The sequence below is a fragment of the Nonomuraea sp. NPDC048901 genome, from assembly GCF_040649695.1.
Taxonomy (GTDB): Bacteria; Actinomycetota; Actinomycetes; order Streptosporangiales; family Streptosporangiaceae; genus Nonomuraea.
Window position 1 is genome coordinate 370,174 of sequence record NZ_JBEZFW010000002.1, and the last position, 12,656, is coordinate 382,829.

Here is a 12,656-nt window from a genome sequence, read left to right on the forward strand (position 1 = left end):
TGAGCTGCGCTATCGTCTCCTGCGTGTCTGCAATGAGTTCGTTCGTGGTGGCGCTCGACGTCGGTGGCACGTCCATGAAGGGCGGCCTGGTCAGCGAGTCCGGCGCGGTGCTGCTGAGCGAGCGTTGCCCGACCCCCCGCTCGGAGGGCCCGGAGGCCGTCGTGGCCGCCATCCGCGAGTTCATCGGCCACCTGGCCGCCTCCGGTGACGGCATTCCGGCAGGCGTCGGCCTGGCCGTGCCTGGGCTGGTGTCCGAGGACGTGGCCGTCTACGCGGCGAACCTCGGCTGGCGTGACGTCCAGGCCTCCGACTTCACCGCACTCGACGTGCCGGTCATGCTCGGTCACGACGTACGAACCGGGGGCCTGGCGGAAAGCGTCCTCGGCGCGGGGCGCGGCGTATCCGACTTCCTCTTCCTGCCCATCGGCACGGGCATCGCCGGCGCCATGATCGTCCACGGCGAGCCGTACGGCGGCTCCTCCGGCTGGGGCGGCGAGATCGGCCACATCCCGGTCTTCCCCGACGGCGAGCAGTGCGCGTGCGGCCAGTTCGGCTGCCTGGAGACGTACGCGTCGGCGGCCTCGGTCGGCCGGCGCTACAGCCTCCGCTCCGGCCTGGAGGACATCCGCGCCGAACAGGTGGTCTCCTCGGACGACCCCTTGGCCGTAGAGGTGTGGGACGAGGCGGTAGAGGCCCTCTCGCTGGCCCTGGCCACGTACACGCTGCTCCTGGACCCCTCGATGATCGTCCTGGGTGGCGGCCTGGCCGAGGCGGGCCCGGCCCTCTTCGACCCCGTCCGCACCCGCCTCGTCAAACGCCTCGCCTTCCGAGACGCCCCACCCCTGCTGCCCGCCGCTTTGGGCGTGGACGCCGGCATGCTGGGAGCGGCCTTGCTGGGCTGGCGCGCGGCCGGCAGAGAAGAGCTGGGGGCCGGGTGGGTGGTGGATGTGCGATCGGAGCCGTTGGTGTCGTAAGGTGTAGTGCCGATCAGGGGCGGTTAGCTCAGCGGTAGAGCACTCGCCTTACAAGCGAGGGGTCACTGGTTCGAACCCAGTACCGCCCACCTGTGGAAAGCCCCGTCTCCGATCATGGAAACGGGGCTTCGTGCCATTAGCCTGCGCCGTGGCTCTCTTTCGAAGATCCGTTGGCGTCTTTGGTGATCTTGTCATTCATCGCGTCGGCGATCTTCCGGCCAGCCGCGGCCGTGCTGTGCTGGTAGATCAGCGCGGCCCGGACCGAGTCTCTAGTGATGTGCGGTCAGGGGAGAACCGAGGGGCCGCCGGAAGTTGCCGCTTCCAGCGGTCCCGCTTCGTGTGTCAGGCCGCCGTGTCGGTGGCGTCCTCGGCCGGCTCTTCGGCGTGCAGCAACTCGCAGTCGGCCAGGTAGCGAGCGGCGGCGTTGAAGATCTCGCGGGCGATGCTCAGGTCGGCGTCGGTGACCGGCCCGGACCCGGTGGTGGAGATGTGGACGTTGGCCTCGTGAGAGGCGAACTCCAGGTACGGGCGCGGATTGCTGACCAGCAGTCCCGCGCGGATCTGCAGGCGCGGCGTGTGGAAGGAGGCACCGACGTGCGGGTCGGAGTCGGGTCGCATGGACAAGGTGACGTAGGTGTAGGGCCGGTGCTCGCTCACGCCGCCACCCCCTGACCGCCGGGCAGGCCGTAGAAGCTGCGTTCCATGGAGCGGGCGAAGCGGTGGGCCTCGCGGGCGAACTCCAGGTCCTCCGCCGTCACGGGACCGTTTGTGGTGACCAGGACGGAGGTGGCGCCGAAGTCGAGCGCCAGGACGGGCTCACGGCGGGTGAACGGGTGGTTGAGCGTGCGGGCGGCGTTTCCGTGGTCAGCCGGATCACGCTGTTGCGTGGGGTACGGCGGCAGGTCATCAGGCGGCGTCCTTTCCGGCCTTGGCCTGGGTGGGCTGGGCGGTCTGGCGGGGACCGTGCATGTCGCGGACCTTGATGGAGCAGGCGAGGCGGCCGTTGCCGTTGACGTACGGCGTGACCGAGATGGCGTCGAACTCGACGGGTGCGAACGGCAGCCCCGGCATCGGGGACGGCGGCACCGGCTGGACCGGTGCGAGGATCTTGACCGCCACCGTCTTCTGGGCGGATTTAAGGGTCGGGTCGCCGTCCATGACCGCGACCTGCCAGACCAAGCTCTGCGGGCTGCTTGTCGCGGGCCTGCACGAACCGGCTGTTGGCGGAGGCGTCGAAGTCCTTGACGGGCTCGACCTCGCCGACGATGTAGCAGCCGTGCGGGAAGACCATGGCGAAGGTGACGGGGATGGGGCCTTGCAGAGCCATAAGGCTCTTCCTCTCTTGACTGGCAGTCACTTAACCTATCAAGTGATGCTATGAGATTAGGCAGCTCAAACTTGCTAGGTCAAGTGTCTAAGAGAATTTTTGGTGCGGAATCGTGAATCTCTCGTGCTTCATTCACCGCAGAACTGGACGAAATAGTCTTAATCGTGGAGGCAGATACGGAGCCAGTGAAGGTCAGCGGTGTAGTTCTCTGCCTCCTGGCACTCATCTGGTTCATCGGAGTACCGCTGTGTTTCTGGCACTCGCTTGAAGCAAGCCTGGAGTTCCCCGAAGTCGACAGTGAGAAAGTGAACGCGTGGACGACCGCAGCAGCGGTGATCTTCATCGCCGCGCCCGTCCTGTCCACCGGCATCTGTGTCTTCACCCGCAGAGTGACGGGCGCTTGGATCTTCGGTCTCATCGCAGTGGCGTGCGTAGTTTTCGTCCAGGGGAGCGTGTACATGAACGCACGCCAGGTGGAGCTGCGACGCCCTCCGCCGCCTCCGCCATCCGGCTACTGCGCCGAGTACAGCGGCGGAGACAGTGACTGTCCCGGCGGATGAGCGTGGCCTCAGGCGATCGGGTAGGCGTCTTCCAACTCGTGCCGGTCGGCGGGCAATAGAACCTCTACGACTGCCAGAGGCCGGCCGGAGGCATCGCGAACCGCACCGAAGACGGCCAAAAGTGGCTGGTTCTTCGGCATGGCAAGCTGCTTGACCTCGTCAGCAGAGGGCATGCGAGCGGTGATCTGCTCCACGATGTGATCGAAACGCACGCCCTTGCGCGCCTGGAGATGCTCGCGGAAGCCCTGCCGCAACGGCTCGCCGCTGGTTAGATCCGTCCCCTCGGACAGTTCCAACGGCAGCCAGAGCGACACCAGCTCAGTCGGCTCGCCTTCTCGCGTGATCAATCGTCGCCGAACGAACGCCTTACTCTTGGGCCGCACATCGAGCAGCACGCCGACCCGATTCGGTACGGCGACCGCGCCGACTTCGACGACCTCGCCCGCGGATTCGGTCTCCGGCTTGGTCAGGTACGCCTGTCCTGGACGCTTCTGCTCAACAGAAGCCATCGCCGGACGACCGCGCACGAAGCGGCCCTTGCCCTGCTGAGACTCGATCCAGCCCTGCTCACGCAGAACGCGAAGGGCCGCGACCACCGTGGGACGGGAGACACTGAACTCTTGGATGAGCTGGTTCTCGCTGGGGAGCATCGTGCCCGGTGGGTAGTCTCCCGCCTCGATGCGCCTCTGAAGAGTGTGCACAAGCTGCGCATACTTAGGCGGCACGGACTCTAGCGACATCTTGACCGTCCAACAGCCGACAGGTTGTTTTACTAAGTTTGAGCGTATCCGGCTCGTCGCCGACTGTCCACGTAGTTGCCGACAGCGGGAGCCGAACGCGAGAAGTCCGGCAGGCAGTGCAGTGACCGGGGCGGGAAGGTTGCCACGGGGGCGCCACTGCATCTGCCTGCCGGGGGAGGCGCGACGAGACCAGGCCACGGCCCCCACCCCCTCCGGAAGGGACCAAGCTCGCCGCGCCGCGCCCGTCATCACCTGGCGATGTACTCAGCCAGGACGTTCGCCGCACCCTCCACATCACTGGTTGGGTGCCGCCTTTCGGCGTTCTGCCACGAGTAGTAGGCCCCGCCGTACCCGACGAACACCCACACCGGCATCCCCGGCTCACGTTTGTGCACTGTTGTTGTCCCGCAGCTCGGCGTTGACGCCGAGGTTCGTGAGCTGGTCACGCAGCCGGACGAGCATGTCGCCCTCTTCCTGGCCCTGCAAGAAGCCGGTCACCGCTGCTTGAATGATCGAGTTCATCTTTCGCTCCCTTCGGCCCGGCCGTCTCCGAGGCAGTCGAGACACTCCCGCTCCTCACTCGAGATCTGATCTCTGTCGGTGTCGCCGATGAGGAGCGCACGGCGCGAGTCGCGCAGCTTGATCCCGCGCCCCCGGCAAGCAGGGCGGGGCGACGTCTTGCTTGTCTCGTCTGGCCGGATCACCGTCGCCATCTCCTCGTTCATCCGGCGTTCCCTGTGGCGGGAGGCGCGTGACGTACCGTGGTTGATTGATGACAGGTCCACCGGCTACCGCGTCTGAGCAGGACCCCTGAACGGCCCCCTTGTTCTCCCCTTTCGAGCCTCCAGCCGGGAGGAAGACCCGCAGATGCCCGACTACATCCCGAACGTTCGCCTACGCGCCTGGCGCAACCAAGAGCAGCTCAGCCGCGCAGATGGCCGAAAAGCTCAATGCCACGCCCATTGGTGTCGCTAAAAGGTTGGCCTGCGACGAGGAGCGGATCCGGCGCTGGGAAGCAGGCGAAGTCCGGTGGCCGCGCACCGAATACCGGATCGCGCTGACCCAACTGACCGGGAAGGCACCGGAAGAGCTCGGGTTCTCGCAGGGGGAGGCAGAACGAGAGCCGTCTCATCGAAGCCCAGGTCATGCCCGTTGACGCACTACGCGCCGAAGCCGACCTGTACGGGACGATGCAGCTTGCTCAGCAACTCCAGGCATCAGACGTCGGAACGGGCACCTTGGAGGCACTCGCGGAAGCCGTCGATCTGCTGTGTCGCGCCTACCCTGTCGTACCCGCAGGCACCCTACGAGATCGCACCCAAAAGCGGCTGGCGCAGATTAACCACCTGCTTGCCGGACGCCTCACCCTGGACCAGCACCGCGAACTGCTCGTGACTACCGGCTGGCTTACTGCCCTGTTGGGCTGTGTCCACTACGACCTGGGGGAGAGGGAAGAGGCCGAAACGGCCCGACGCGCCGCCTTCGAGATGGGCCGCCAGGTCGGACACGGCGAACTCATGGGCTGGGCATATGAGATGTCAGCGTGGTTCGCCCTCGTCGAAGGCCGCTACGAAGACGCCGTCACCGCCGCCCGCATGGGCCAAGCCGTGGCCGGCACGAGCAGCGCCATGGTCCAACTCACCCTGCAAGAGGCTCGCGGCCTGGCCCGCGTCGGTGACCGCCGCGAAGCCGACCGTGCCCTGACTTGGGGAGCTGAGGTGCTCGGCAATCTGTCCATACCCGACCGGTCAGACCACCACTTTGTCTTCGACCACGCCAAGTGGGTCTTCTACGCCGCTACCTGCTACACCTGGCTCGCTGACAACGATCGGGCTGAAGAACACGCCCGCGAAACCATTCAGATGCACACTCGACCGGACGGTACCTCCAACGCTCCCATGCGTGTGGCAGACGCCCATATAGACCTCGGCATAGTTCACGCCCGGCGTGGCGATCTCGACATGGCGGTTGCTGAGGGTCTGGCCGCGTTCGACATCGACCGACGCTCCCTTACGGACTTGGTCAACCGCGCAGGAGACCTGGACCGCGTTCTACGGCAGCGCTACCGCCGCGCAGCGCTCGCAGAGGAGTTTCACGAACGGTTTGTCACAGCTCGTGGAGCTCTCACCAGTCGACGTCCGGAACTGCTCGATTAATCGTAGCTCAGGAGTATCGGTCAGTTGTTCTAGTGCAGGCATTCTAGGCTATCTCCGGCTCCAGGATCGGGCCGTACTGGCCGAACGCTTCGGCCGGGGTTGCCGCGCCGCCGCACAGATGGGGCCCTTACGATCGCCACGCGTGGCTGGCCGCCGTCGTGGTTGGGGGCGATTGACGGTCCAGGGCTTCGTTCCTCAGCCCTGGCCCACCGGATTGCGTGGGATCTCTCTGTGCCACCCAAAGGCGGACGGTCGCTGGCAGACTCGGACCGTGACGACGTTCCCAGACCCGGCTGATCTCTATCCCAATGTGGCGGCTCTGGGGAGTCTGGCTGCGGCCCTGCTGAAAGCGGCCACAGAGCAAGGGTTCGAACTCGGCACCGTGACAGCCCACGAGCGGCAGCCCCTGCTCTACGCCAGTGTCCCTAGCACGACACCGCTTCGCGACGCCCTTGAAGTCCGTGCCGGACACGTTGAGCGGTATTGGTCGATCAACGGCTGGGGACAAGGCATTGAGCTGGTCTCAGGCACCGCGCAAGAACTGTCCGAGATCGCCAAGGCGGCAAAGGAGTGGCGGGATAAGACACCGCTACGCGTAATCCAACGTTCTGTGCCCTTCGTCGAACTGTGCCGGTTGGCCGAGGCGGCCGAGCAGGGCCCGGCTCAAACAGCGTCGGCGCAGTGGCAGTGGATGCGGCAGGACGCGGAAGAAGCGCCATGGCCCGAATACCGCGCACTGATCGAAGCCGCCTATGCCGAGCCCCAGCTACGGCAGCTCTTTCCCTATACGAGCCACTGGTCGTTGCGGCTCTCAACGATCGCTGGCTTCCGGTTCTCGGCCGACGTGTTGTGCCTGGAAGCCCACAGGGGCGGAGGTTACGTCGTAAAAGCGTTGTGGCGAGGAGCAGTGCTGGGGGAAACCACGACAGCACAGGATGCAGTATCGCTGGCCGTCAGCCACCTGCCAACCGACATCGGGCCAGCTGCGGCCGGCACACATGAGGACTACCGGTAGAGTCCGCCGTTGAATCATGATCCGGAACATGCACGGAACGATCTTCGAGGCTAGTGATTCGCCATTCGACTGCACCGCAGGTTCAGAAGCTGTGCATAGCCGGATCTGGTGACGCCCTGTAAAACCGTCGGCAGTTCGCCCCATGCGGGTGGATCGCCCGTAGGGGTGCCAGGTTCGCTTTCGTGCCATCTGCATGCCGCAAGGCCGTGCCATGCCGTGCCAGATCTCGCAAGCGAGCCCCACATCAGAGGCATGATCGCTGTGCCATTTGCGTGCCATTCGACTGAACCGATCATGGCGTATCAAGCGCCCCCCAGGTATGGGGGTGCAGGTCCAGACGTACAGCCAAGAGATCATGGCTCCCTACACGCGAGTGGTCACTGGTTCGAACCCACTACCGCCCACCTGTGTGAACACCCTGTTTTCGATCATGAAAACGGGGCTTCGTGTCATTAGTCGGCGCCGGAGGGTCCATCGGCGTCCCGGGCGATCTTGGAATTTATCGCGTCGGCAATCTTCCGGTCGGCCTCCGCCGTGCTGTGCGGGTAGACCAGCGCGGCCCGGACCGAGTCATGTCCCATGTGCTGCATGAGATCTTTGGGGCTCGCGCCGGAGCTGGCAGCGATGGTGTTTCCGGTATTCCGTAGATCATGGAAGTGCAGACCAGGAAAGCCGACCTTCCTGGTGGAGCTGTCCCACCTGGCCGCACGCCGGAAGTTGCTCCGGACCGGACAACTTCACTGACTCAGCAGCACCCAAACCGATCCACAGGTATTGACTATTGCTCTTGACGATTGCTCGTAGCCGGTGATCACCTGAAGGTGTTCTCCTTCCCGAATGTGAGGAGTCACCAACAATGAAGATCCGCCGATTACATTCCGCTGTACTCGCCGTGGCGCTGGGCGCCAGTTTCCTGGCCAGTACCGCACCCGCCCTCGCCGCCACCCAGACCAGCGCGGCCGTGGCCGCCGCGGGCTGGCCGACCCCGGACTGGTACCTGCAGGGCCCGTACCAGACCATGGCTGACTGCGACCTCGCCTTCCAGGACGCTGCGCAGAACGGTCAATACACCGGGCTCGCCTACTGCCACTGGTTCCGCGGAGGTGGCCCTTATCCGGCGGGCTTCTACTACGAGGTGTACATCCCCTGATCAACAGGCGCGCTGGGCAGCGATCAGATCGTCGGGAATCTCATAGTCAGTGATCAGTCGCGATCCGATGCCGACTGACCCAGCTGCCCAGAGTGCTCGCGTTGATCCCGAGCTCGTGCGCAACCGACGCGACCGTCCGCTCACCCTCCAGCACCATGGGGGCGGCTTCTTCCTCGAACTCCGGCGAGAACTGTCTACGACGCCTCGTCACGCACCTACCTCTTCCAGACTTCTCTCATCTTATGTAGCCGAATGTCCGGAATTTTCTGGGCACCTCACCTTGTAGCGCGTCGTGAGACTGGGAGAACCCGGTGGCCTCCAGGCTGGAGGGCCACCGGGTTTCTTTCTATGGCCGGCGTATCAACTCGTCGAGTTGGACCTGGTCGTGGACCAGCGGCAGTTGGGTTTGCGGCTTGTTGCCGATCACCAGCGGCCGCATCATCTCGATTGCGCCGCCCGTGCTCGCTCCGTCCTCGTGGGACATGATGTGGCAATGCCAGACGGATGACCCACCGACAGTGAACTTGCTCGTCCAGACGGTGATGAAGTCGGGCGGGGACACGAACGTTTCCTTCGGGCCGCTTTCGTAAGGAGCCGGTGGCACGAACTGTCCGATCTCCAACGGTATCTGGTTGCCGGTGTCAGGGTCGGGGTCGCTCCACTTGGTGACGGGCCAACGGCCGATCAGCCGCATTTCGACGAGATGCAGATGGATCGGATGAGCGTCTGGGCTGTGGTTGCGCATGGCCCATGCCTCCGTTGAGTTCAGCTGCGGTGTCTCGGTGGCCGTGTCGGCCGGACCGTAGTTCAGCAACTGGACCTTGTCCCCGAGCTGCGGGGCGCCGGGGATGACCTCGCCGGCCTGCACGGTCCGCAGTCTGGCTTTGGCGAGGAGGGCGGCGGGTGGGAGCTGGTTGTTGGTCTCCGGCAGCGTACGCGGAACTCGGGAGCGGTCTGGCCAGCGGGTCGAAGGGCCGACGTCGAACCGCATGAGCTGTGGAATCCCAGCCCCGGTGGGATCCACGCCATCCAGCGCGCCGAAGGGCGCCGGAGCGTTGTTGGCCAGCACCCAGTTCTGTGAACGGTGGCCCGTGAAGTCGATGACCACCTTGTACCGTTCGCCTGGGGCGACAAGCAGCTCGGTGACCACAGCGGGGTGAAGTAGGTAACCCGAGTCACCGGCCACCACGGTCATCTTGGGAGCAGAGGCCGTCGAGCCGCTGGTTTGCCTCAGGCTCAGGCGGTAGAAGCGGGAATCTGACCCATTGATGAAGGTAAAGGTGTACCGCCGCGGTTCCACCGTCTGCTTCGGCGCGACGATACCGTTGACCACGGGGAGGTCGCCGAAGAATTCGGGATCGGCGTGGCTGTAGCACAGCGTCTTGTCGGCGTTGAAGGACTTGTCCTGCAGCACGTAAGCCTTGGCGAAGGCGCCGGTGGGCAGGCCGAATTGGCGCTCCCGCCGGTCGGTGTTGGGGATGAACCCTGCCAGCCCCTCGTACGCGTGGTACGAGGTCTGCGCGTCAATGTGATCGTGGTACCACAGGGGTGCTGCGGCCTGGTTGTTCGGATAGTGCTGGGTCTGCGAGCCGCCGGGTGGGACTTCCACTCCGATGGGGGCGGGTGCTCCGTCGCTTTCTGCCCGCTGCAGGCCGCCGTGACGGTGCAAAGTGAGCCTGTTGTCGTTGTTCGGCTGGTCGAACGGGAATATCTGGGTTCCCGCCGCTGGCAAGGCGTTGATCACCTTCACGTCGACCGGCCGGTTCTCTCGCGTGACGATCGTCGGGCCGAGGAAGTCCATCTCGACGTCACCGCCACCGCCACCGCCACCGCCACCGTCACCGCTGCCGCCGTCGGCGCTGCTGCTGGCACTACTACTGGCGCTACTGCTGCTACTACTACTACTACTACTGGCGCTGCTGCTACTGCCGCCTCTGCCACTGCCGCTGCCACCGGAAGCGCTGTAACCCAGTGTGGTTACTTCAGGCCAGTCGTTCGCTGGAGAGAACGAATGCCTACCCACGTGGGCGGTGAGGGTGTAATGGTCATGGCCATACCGAGTGTTGTCAGGCGTCGCCACCTTCGGCTGCGGGACCTCATCCTGGTAGAACTCCACCTCCGGAGATGGGCCGCATGGTGTGGATGGCTGTGCGGCTTGCCGGGTCGAGAATCCGGCGGCAACTGGCGGTCCGGCCCAGACCGGTGACCCGGTGCCCGTCATCGCCACGCTGGTGAGCCCCATCACCAGACTCACCCGTAGCGGACGTTTGGCAGGTCGCCTGACCTGTAGACGCGCTGTCGTGTTGAGCAAAGTACTTCCCCCGTAGACGCGAGCATGTCCTGCGTTCCGCAGAACTTCGGTGGCGGCCGCTGATCGTCGGGCCGCGTCGCTGATCTGATTTTGGGCAAGTGGCAGGCGCGGCGCGTCCACGCAACGCCGGGGGAACGTGAGTGACCTACGAGGCTTGACTGTCTTGGTGCCGCCCTTTCGCCGGATGGATCGCCAGACGTAGACCGCGAAGTCGTCTTGCTGCCAGCCCGCATGCGGTCGCCGCTCTGTTCCGCCTGTGCGAGGACGGTGAACCTGTTGGGGTCGGCAAGACCTCCGTGGCAGGAGAGATCTTCGGTCAGTTGATCGCAAGAGACATCTCGCCCGCTGTGCCGACATTGTCGTCCGCCGACTCGTGGCCGAAAAACAGAAACTGCTCGACAGGGGTCGCCCGATGGGAAGCGGACTTCTCGCGGGATGCGCTGTCGCGCCCCGTGCTGGAACTTGCCGACAGCTCTGACAAAGAGCGATGTCGTGCGTAAGCACCGACGGTCGCGAGCTCACCGGGCAGGGCGCTCAGGCCCCGGTGAGGGCGCGACCGTGGTCGGCCGCGTACGCGGCGAATACCTCAGCGGGTGTTCCATCCGTGTGGAGGAAACGCTGGTCAAGGATGGTGGCAAGGTCTTCCAGCGCACCAGCGAGCAGGGTGGCCATCAGACGCACATCTGCCCGTCGGGCTGCCTGCCCGCGCTGGGCGAGGTGAGTGGCATAGCCGATCGTGGCCGCCAGAGACGAGTGGTCCTCACCGTCATGGAAGTAGTACGCCTCGGCGTACTGGGTGAAGTCGATGCGGACGCGTACCACCTCGGTGGCCAGGCTTGCCAGCAATGACGCACCTGCAGCGCAGTCGAGCTGCTGCATGGATGGGTCCGAGCGGTACAGCAGCGCCAACCGGATCGCGAGCACCCGTCGGCGGGTCAGCGTCGGATAGATCTCCAGCACCCAGGAGACGGTGGCCGTCAGGAGGACGAAGCCGATGACGGCTTCCAGGGGCGAGGCCACGCGGAGCCAGCCTTCGGCGGGCACGATGTCTCCGAGCCCGAGGGTGGCCACCATGACGAGCGACAGATAGACGGAGTTGAGCAGTTCCGGCTCCTGCGACAGTGCGGAACCGGGCGCGAAGGCGAACGCCTCCGGCATGTGGGGCCAGTAGACGATGGCCCAGCCCAGGATGATGGTGACGGCCCACATGCCGACCACCGTGACCATGGCGAGCGGCCCGACGAGACCCACCACACGCTTGCGCGCTCGGAGATGCCGGGCCAGCTTCCACAACGCGGCCATGACGAGCCGGCTCAGACCTCCATGGCGGGTGGGGTGCCAGAGCGTGTGGAAAAGATCTCGTAGGGCGGCCATGATGAGCGTGGCCCCGAGCAGCGAGACCAACCACCCCATTCATCTCTCCCGCGGTGAGTGTCGTGTGGAGCGGCGAGGCGACCCGTGCAGCCAAGGCCGGAGTGATCTGCCGCCCGAGCCGGGCTGCGCATGGAGCCTAGGCCGCAGGCACCGCTGGTGAACGCAGACTCGCCGTATCGCAGGTGTACCAGACTGTCCTAGTGGCAGAACGAGTACGCGTCCACGAGATCGATGACGGCGAGGGGCAGCGTGTCGGCATGAGCCTGGAGGAGAGCGCCGGGCGGCCGGGCCTCTCACCAGGTCACGGGGACGCAGGTCACCGAGGTCGGTTGCCTTTCCTTTTGCGGCCGGCCGGTACGGCCCGGCGGCCGGAGCCATTCTTGGCGGATTTCTGCCCCTGCCGCTGTGCCGGTTTCTCCGCGGGGGAGGCGGGCGTACGGCCTCGTGAGCTGTTCACTGTGCGGCCGCGGACGATGCCGATGAAATCTTCCACCAGGTCAGTGGTCGCGTCCTTGGGCCAGGCCAGTGCGACCTGGGACTGCGGCGCGTCCGGCACCGGCCGGTACGTGACGTCCCTGCGGTGGTGGAGGCGTGCCAGTGACTGCGGAACCAGGAGCAGTCCGGTGCCTGCCGCTACCAGCTCAACCGCGTTCGCCGTTGTGGGTGGGCGGGTGAACGCGGGTTGCCCGGGCCGGACCGCCCACTCGATGGCGTCGTCCAGAGGGTGCAACACCTCGTCGTCGGTCAGGTCGGCGAGGGCCACCTCGTCGGCGGCGGTCACCGCGTGGTCCTTGGGTACCACGACCACTGTGGTCTCCACGTAGAGAGGGATCACGCTGAGCCCGTCACGGTCGACCGGCAGCCTGACGAATCCGGCGTCGGCGCCGCCATCCCGCAGGAGTGCCACCACCTCGGCGGCGGGAACCGCGACGAGGGTGATCGGGACGTCGGGCATCCTCTCGGTCCAGACGTTGACCCACTTCGCGGGTGTCACCCCGGGCACGTACGCCAGCCGGAACACCCTGCCGGTCTCCCCATCAGTCACTTCC

At 65.5% G+C, this 12,656-nt stretch carries 16 protein-coding genes and 1 tRNA gene; 6 read left to right on the forward strand and 11 right to left on the reverse strand.

The window, feature by feature from the left end:
• Positions 1-32: 32 nt before the first annotated feature.
• Positions 33-974, forward strand: a complete 942-nt coding sequence (locus AB0C30_RS06755; protein ID WP_357941469.1) for an ROK family protein — start codon at positions 33-35, stop codon at positions 972-974.
• 17 nt (positions 975-991) lie between these two features.
• Positions 992-1,063: transfer RNA gene (locus AB0C30_RS06760), tRNA-Val, on the forward strand.
• A 253-nt stretch (positions 1,064-1,316) separates the two neighbouring features.
• Here the strand turns inward: AB0C30_RS06760 and AB0C30_RS06765 are convergent.
• The 3 genes from AB0C30_RS06765 to AB0C30_RS06775 all read right to left on the reverse strand — a co-directional run bounded on the left by AB0C30_RS06765 (position 1,317) and on the right by AB0C30_RS06775 (position 2,301).
• Complete coding sequence (locus AB0C30_RS06765; RefSeq protein ID WP_357940390.1) at positions 1,317-1,631, reverse strand: hypothetical protein; 315 nt, start codon at positions 1,629-1,631, stop codon at positions 1,317-1,319.
• Between the two features lie 249 nt (positions 1,632-1,880).
• Positions 1,881-2,132 (reverse strand): hypothetical protein, encoded by a 252-nt coding sequence (locus AB0C30_RS06770; protein ID WP_357940392.1) that lies wholly within the window; start codon positions 2,130-2,132, stop codon positions 1,881-1,883.
• Positions 2,110-2,301: a hypothetical protein gene (locus AB0C30_RS06775; RefSeq protein WP_357940393.1), complete on the reverse strand. Its 192-nt coding sequence runs from the start codon at positions 2,299-2,301 to the stop codon at positions 2,110-2,112. The genes AB0C30_RS06770 and AB0C30_RS06775 overlap by 23 nt, the downstream gene beginning before the upstream one ends.
• A gap of 164 nt (positions 2,302-2,465) precedes the next feature.
• On the opposite strand from AB0C30_RS06775, the gene AB0C30_RS06780 reads away from it, so the two are divergent.
• Positions 2,466-2,861 (forward strand): hypothetical protein, encoded by a 396-nt coding sequence (locus AB0C30_RS06780; RefSeq protein WP_357940395.1) that lies wholly within the window; start codon positions 2,466-2,468, stop codon positions 2,859-2,861.
• Between the two features lie 8 nt (positions 2,862-2,869).
• On the opposite strand, the gene AB0C30_RS06785 is transcribed toward AB0C30_RS06780, so the two are convergent.
• From AB0C30_RS06785 to AB0C30_RS06795, 3 genes are read right to left on the reverse strand one after another with little or no spacing between them, the layout of a single operon-like run.
• A complete protein-coding gene (locus AB0C30_RS06785) occupies positions 2,870-3,850 on the reverse strand; it encodes a GntR family transcriptional regulator (RefSeq protein WP_357940398.1) in 981 nt (326 codons plus the stop codon).
• Complete coding sequence (locus AB0C30_RS06790) at positions 3,850-3,996, reverse strand: hypothetical protein (RefSeq protein WP_357940400.1); 147 nt, start codon at positions 3,994-3,996, stop codon at positions 3,850-3,852. Before AB0C30_RS06790 ends, AB0C30_RS06785 begins: the two co-directional genes overlap by 1 nt.
• Positions 3,983-4,123, reverse strand: coding sequence for a hypothetical protein (locus tag AB0C30_RS06795; RefSeq protein ID WP_357940402.1), 141 nt, complete (start codon positions 4,121-4,123; stop codon positions 3,983-3,985). Before AB0C30_RS06795 ends, AB0C30_RS06790 begins: the two co-directional genes overlap by 14 nt.
• Positions 4,124-4,746: 623 nt before the next feature.
• Between AB0C30_RS06795 and AB0C30_RS06800 the strand changes: the two genes are divergently transcribed.
• Both AB0C30_RS06800 and AB0C30_RS06805 read left to right on the forward strand, forming a co-directional pair.
• Entirely contained in the window at positions 4,747-5,757 is a 1,011-nt protein-coding gene (locus AB0C30_RS06800; RefSeq protein ID WP_357940404.1) for an XRE family transcriptional regulator, read from the forward strand.
• A gap of 271 nt (positions 5,758-6,028) precedes the next feature.
• Positions 6,029-6,772 carry a DUF6193 family natural product biosynthesis protein gene (locus tag AB0C30_RS06805; protein ID WP_357940406.1) on the forward strand — a complete coding sequence of 248 codons (744 nt, stop codon included), beginning with the start codon at positions 6,029-6,031 and terminating at the stop codon, positions 6,770-6,772.
• A 452-nt stretch (positions 6,773-7,224) separates the two neighbouring features.
• On the opposite strand, the gene AB0C30_RS06810 is transcribed toward AB0C30_RS06805, so the two are convergent.
• A complete protein-coding gene (locus tag AB0C30_RS06810; RefSeq protein ID WP_357940408.1) occupies positions 7,225-7,353 on the reverse strand; it encodes a hypothetical protein in 129 nt (42 codons plus the stop codon).
• Between the two features lie 275 nt (positions 7,354-7,628).
• Here AB0C30_RS06810 and AB0C30_RS06815 point away from each other — a divergent pair, with 275 nt between their 5' ends.
• Complete coding sequence (locus AB0C30_RS06815; protein ID WP_357940410.1) at positions 7,629-7,922, forward strand: hypothetical protein; 294 nt, start codon at positions 7,629-7,631, stop codon at positions 7,920-7,922.
• A 46-nt stretch (positions 7,923-7,968) separates the two neighbouring features.
• Here the strand turns inward: AB0C30_RS06815 and AB0C30_RS06820 are convergent, their stop codons facing one another.
• From AB0C30_RS06820 to AB0C30_RS06835, 4 genes are all read right to left on the reverse strand, one after another.
• Positions 7,969-8,133, reverse strand: a complete 165-nt coding sequence (locus tag AB0C30_RS06820; protein WP_357940412.1) for a transposase — start codon at positions 8,131-8,133, stop codon at positions 7,969-7,971.
• Positions 8,134-8,268: 135 nt separating this feature from the next.
• Positions 8,269-9,723 carry a multicopper oxidase domain-containing protein gene (locus tag AB0C30_RS06825; RefSeq protein ID WP_357940414.1) on the reverse strand — a complete coding sequence of 485 codons (1,455 nt, stop codon included), beginning with the start codon at positions 9,721-9,723 and terminating at the stop codon, positions 8,269-8,271.
• Between the two features lie 1,044 nt (positions 9,724-10,767).
• Positions 10,768-11,646: a potassium channel family protein gene (locus tag AB0C30_RS06830; protein ID WP_357940416.1), complete on the reverse strand. Its 879-nt coding sequence runs from the start codon at positions 11,644-11,646 to the stop codon at positions 10,768-10,770.
• 277 nt (positions 11,647-11,923) lie between these two features.
• A complete protein-coding gene (locus AB0C30_RS06835) occupies positions 11,924-12,652 on the reverse strand; it encodes a LysR family substrate-binding domain-containing protein (protein WP_357940418.1) in 729 nt (242 codons plus the stop codon).
• Positions 12,653-12,656 lie beyond the last annotated feature (4 nt).

What these genes read in the sequence shown, in the direction of transcription:
- AB0C30_RS06795 (WP_357940402.1), bottom strand. Translation starts at nt 4,123, where the DNA reads ATGAACTCGATCATTCAAGCAGCGGTGACCGGCTTCTTGCAGGGCCAG.
- AB0C30_RS06770 (WP_357940392.1), bottom strand. Translation starts at nt 2,132, where the DNA reads ATGGACGGCGACCCGACCCTTAAATCCGCCCAGAAGACGGTGGCGGTC.
- AB0C30_RS06810 (WP_357940408.1), bottom strand. Translation starts at nt 7,353, where the DNA reads ATGGGACATGACTCGGTCCGGGCCGCGCTGGTCTACCCGCACAGCACG.
- AB0C30_RS06785 (WP_357940398.1), bottom strand. Translation starts at nt 3,850, where the DNA reads ATGACGGGCGCGGCGCGGCGAGCTTGGTCCCTTCCGGAGGGGGTGGGG.
- AB0C30_RS06815 (WP_357940410.1), top strand. Translation starts at nt 7,629, where the DNA reads ATGAAGATCCGCCGATTACATTCCGCTGTACTCGCCGTGGCGCTGGGC.
- AB0C30_RS06800 (WP_357940404.1), top strand. Translation starts at nt 4,747, where the DNA reads ATGCCCGTTGACGCACTACGCGCCGAAGCCGACCTGTACGGGACGATG.
- AB0C30_RS06825 (WP_357940414.1), bottom strand. Translation starts at nt 9,723, where the DNA reads ATGGACTTCCTCGGCCCGACGATCGTCACGCGAGAGAACCGGCCGGTC.
- AB0C30_RS06775 (WP_357940393.1), bottom strand. Translation starts at nt 2,301, where the DNA reads ATGGCTCTGCAAGGCCCCATCCCCGTCACCTTCGCCATGGTCTTCCCG.
- AB0C30_RS06830 (WP_357940416.1), bottom strand. Translation starts at nt 11,646, where the DNA reads ATGGGGTGGTTGGTCTCGCTGCTCGGGGCCACGCTCATCATGGCCGCC.
- AB0C30_RS06755 (WP_357941469.1), top strand. Translation starts at nt 33, where the DNA reads ATGAGTTCGTTCGTGGTGGCGCTCGACGTCGGTGGCACGTCCATGAAG.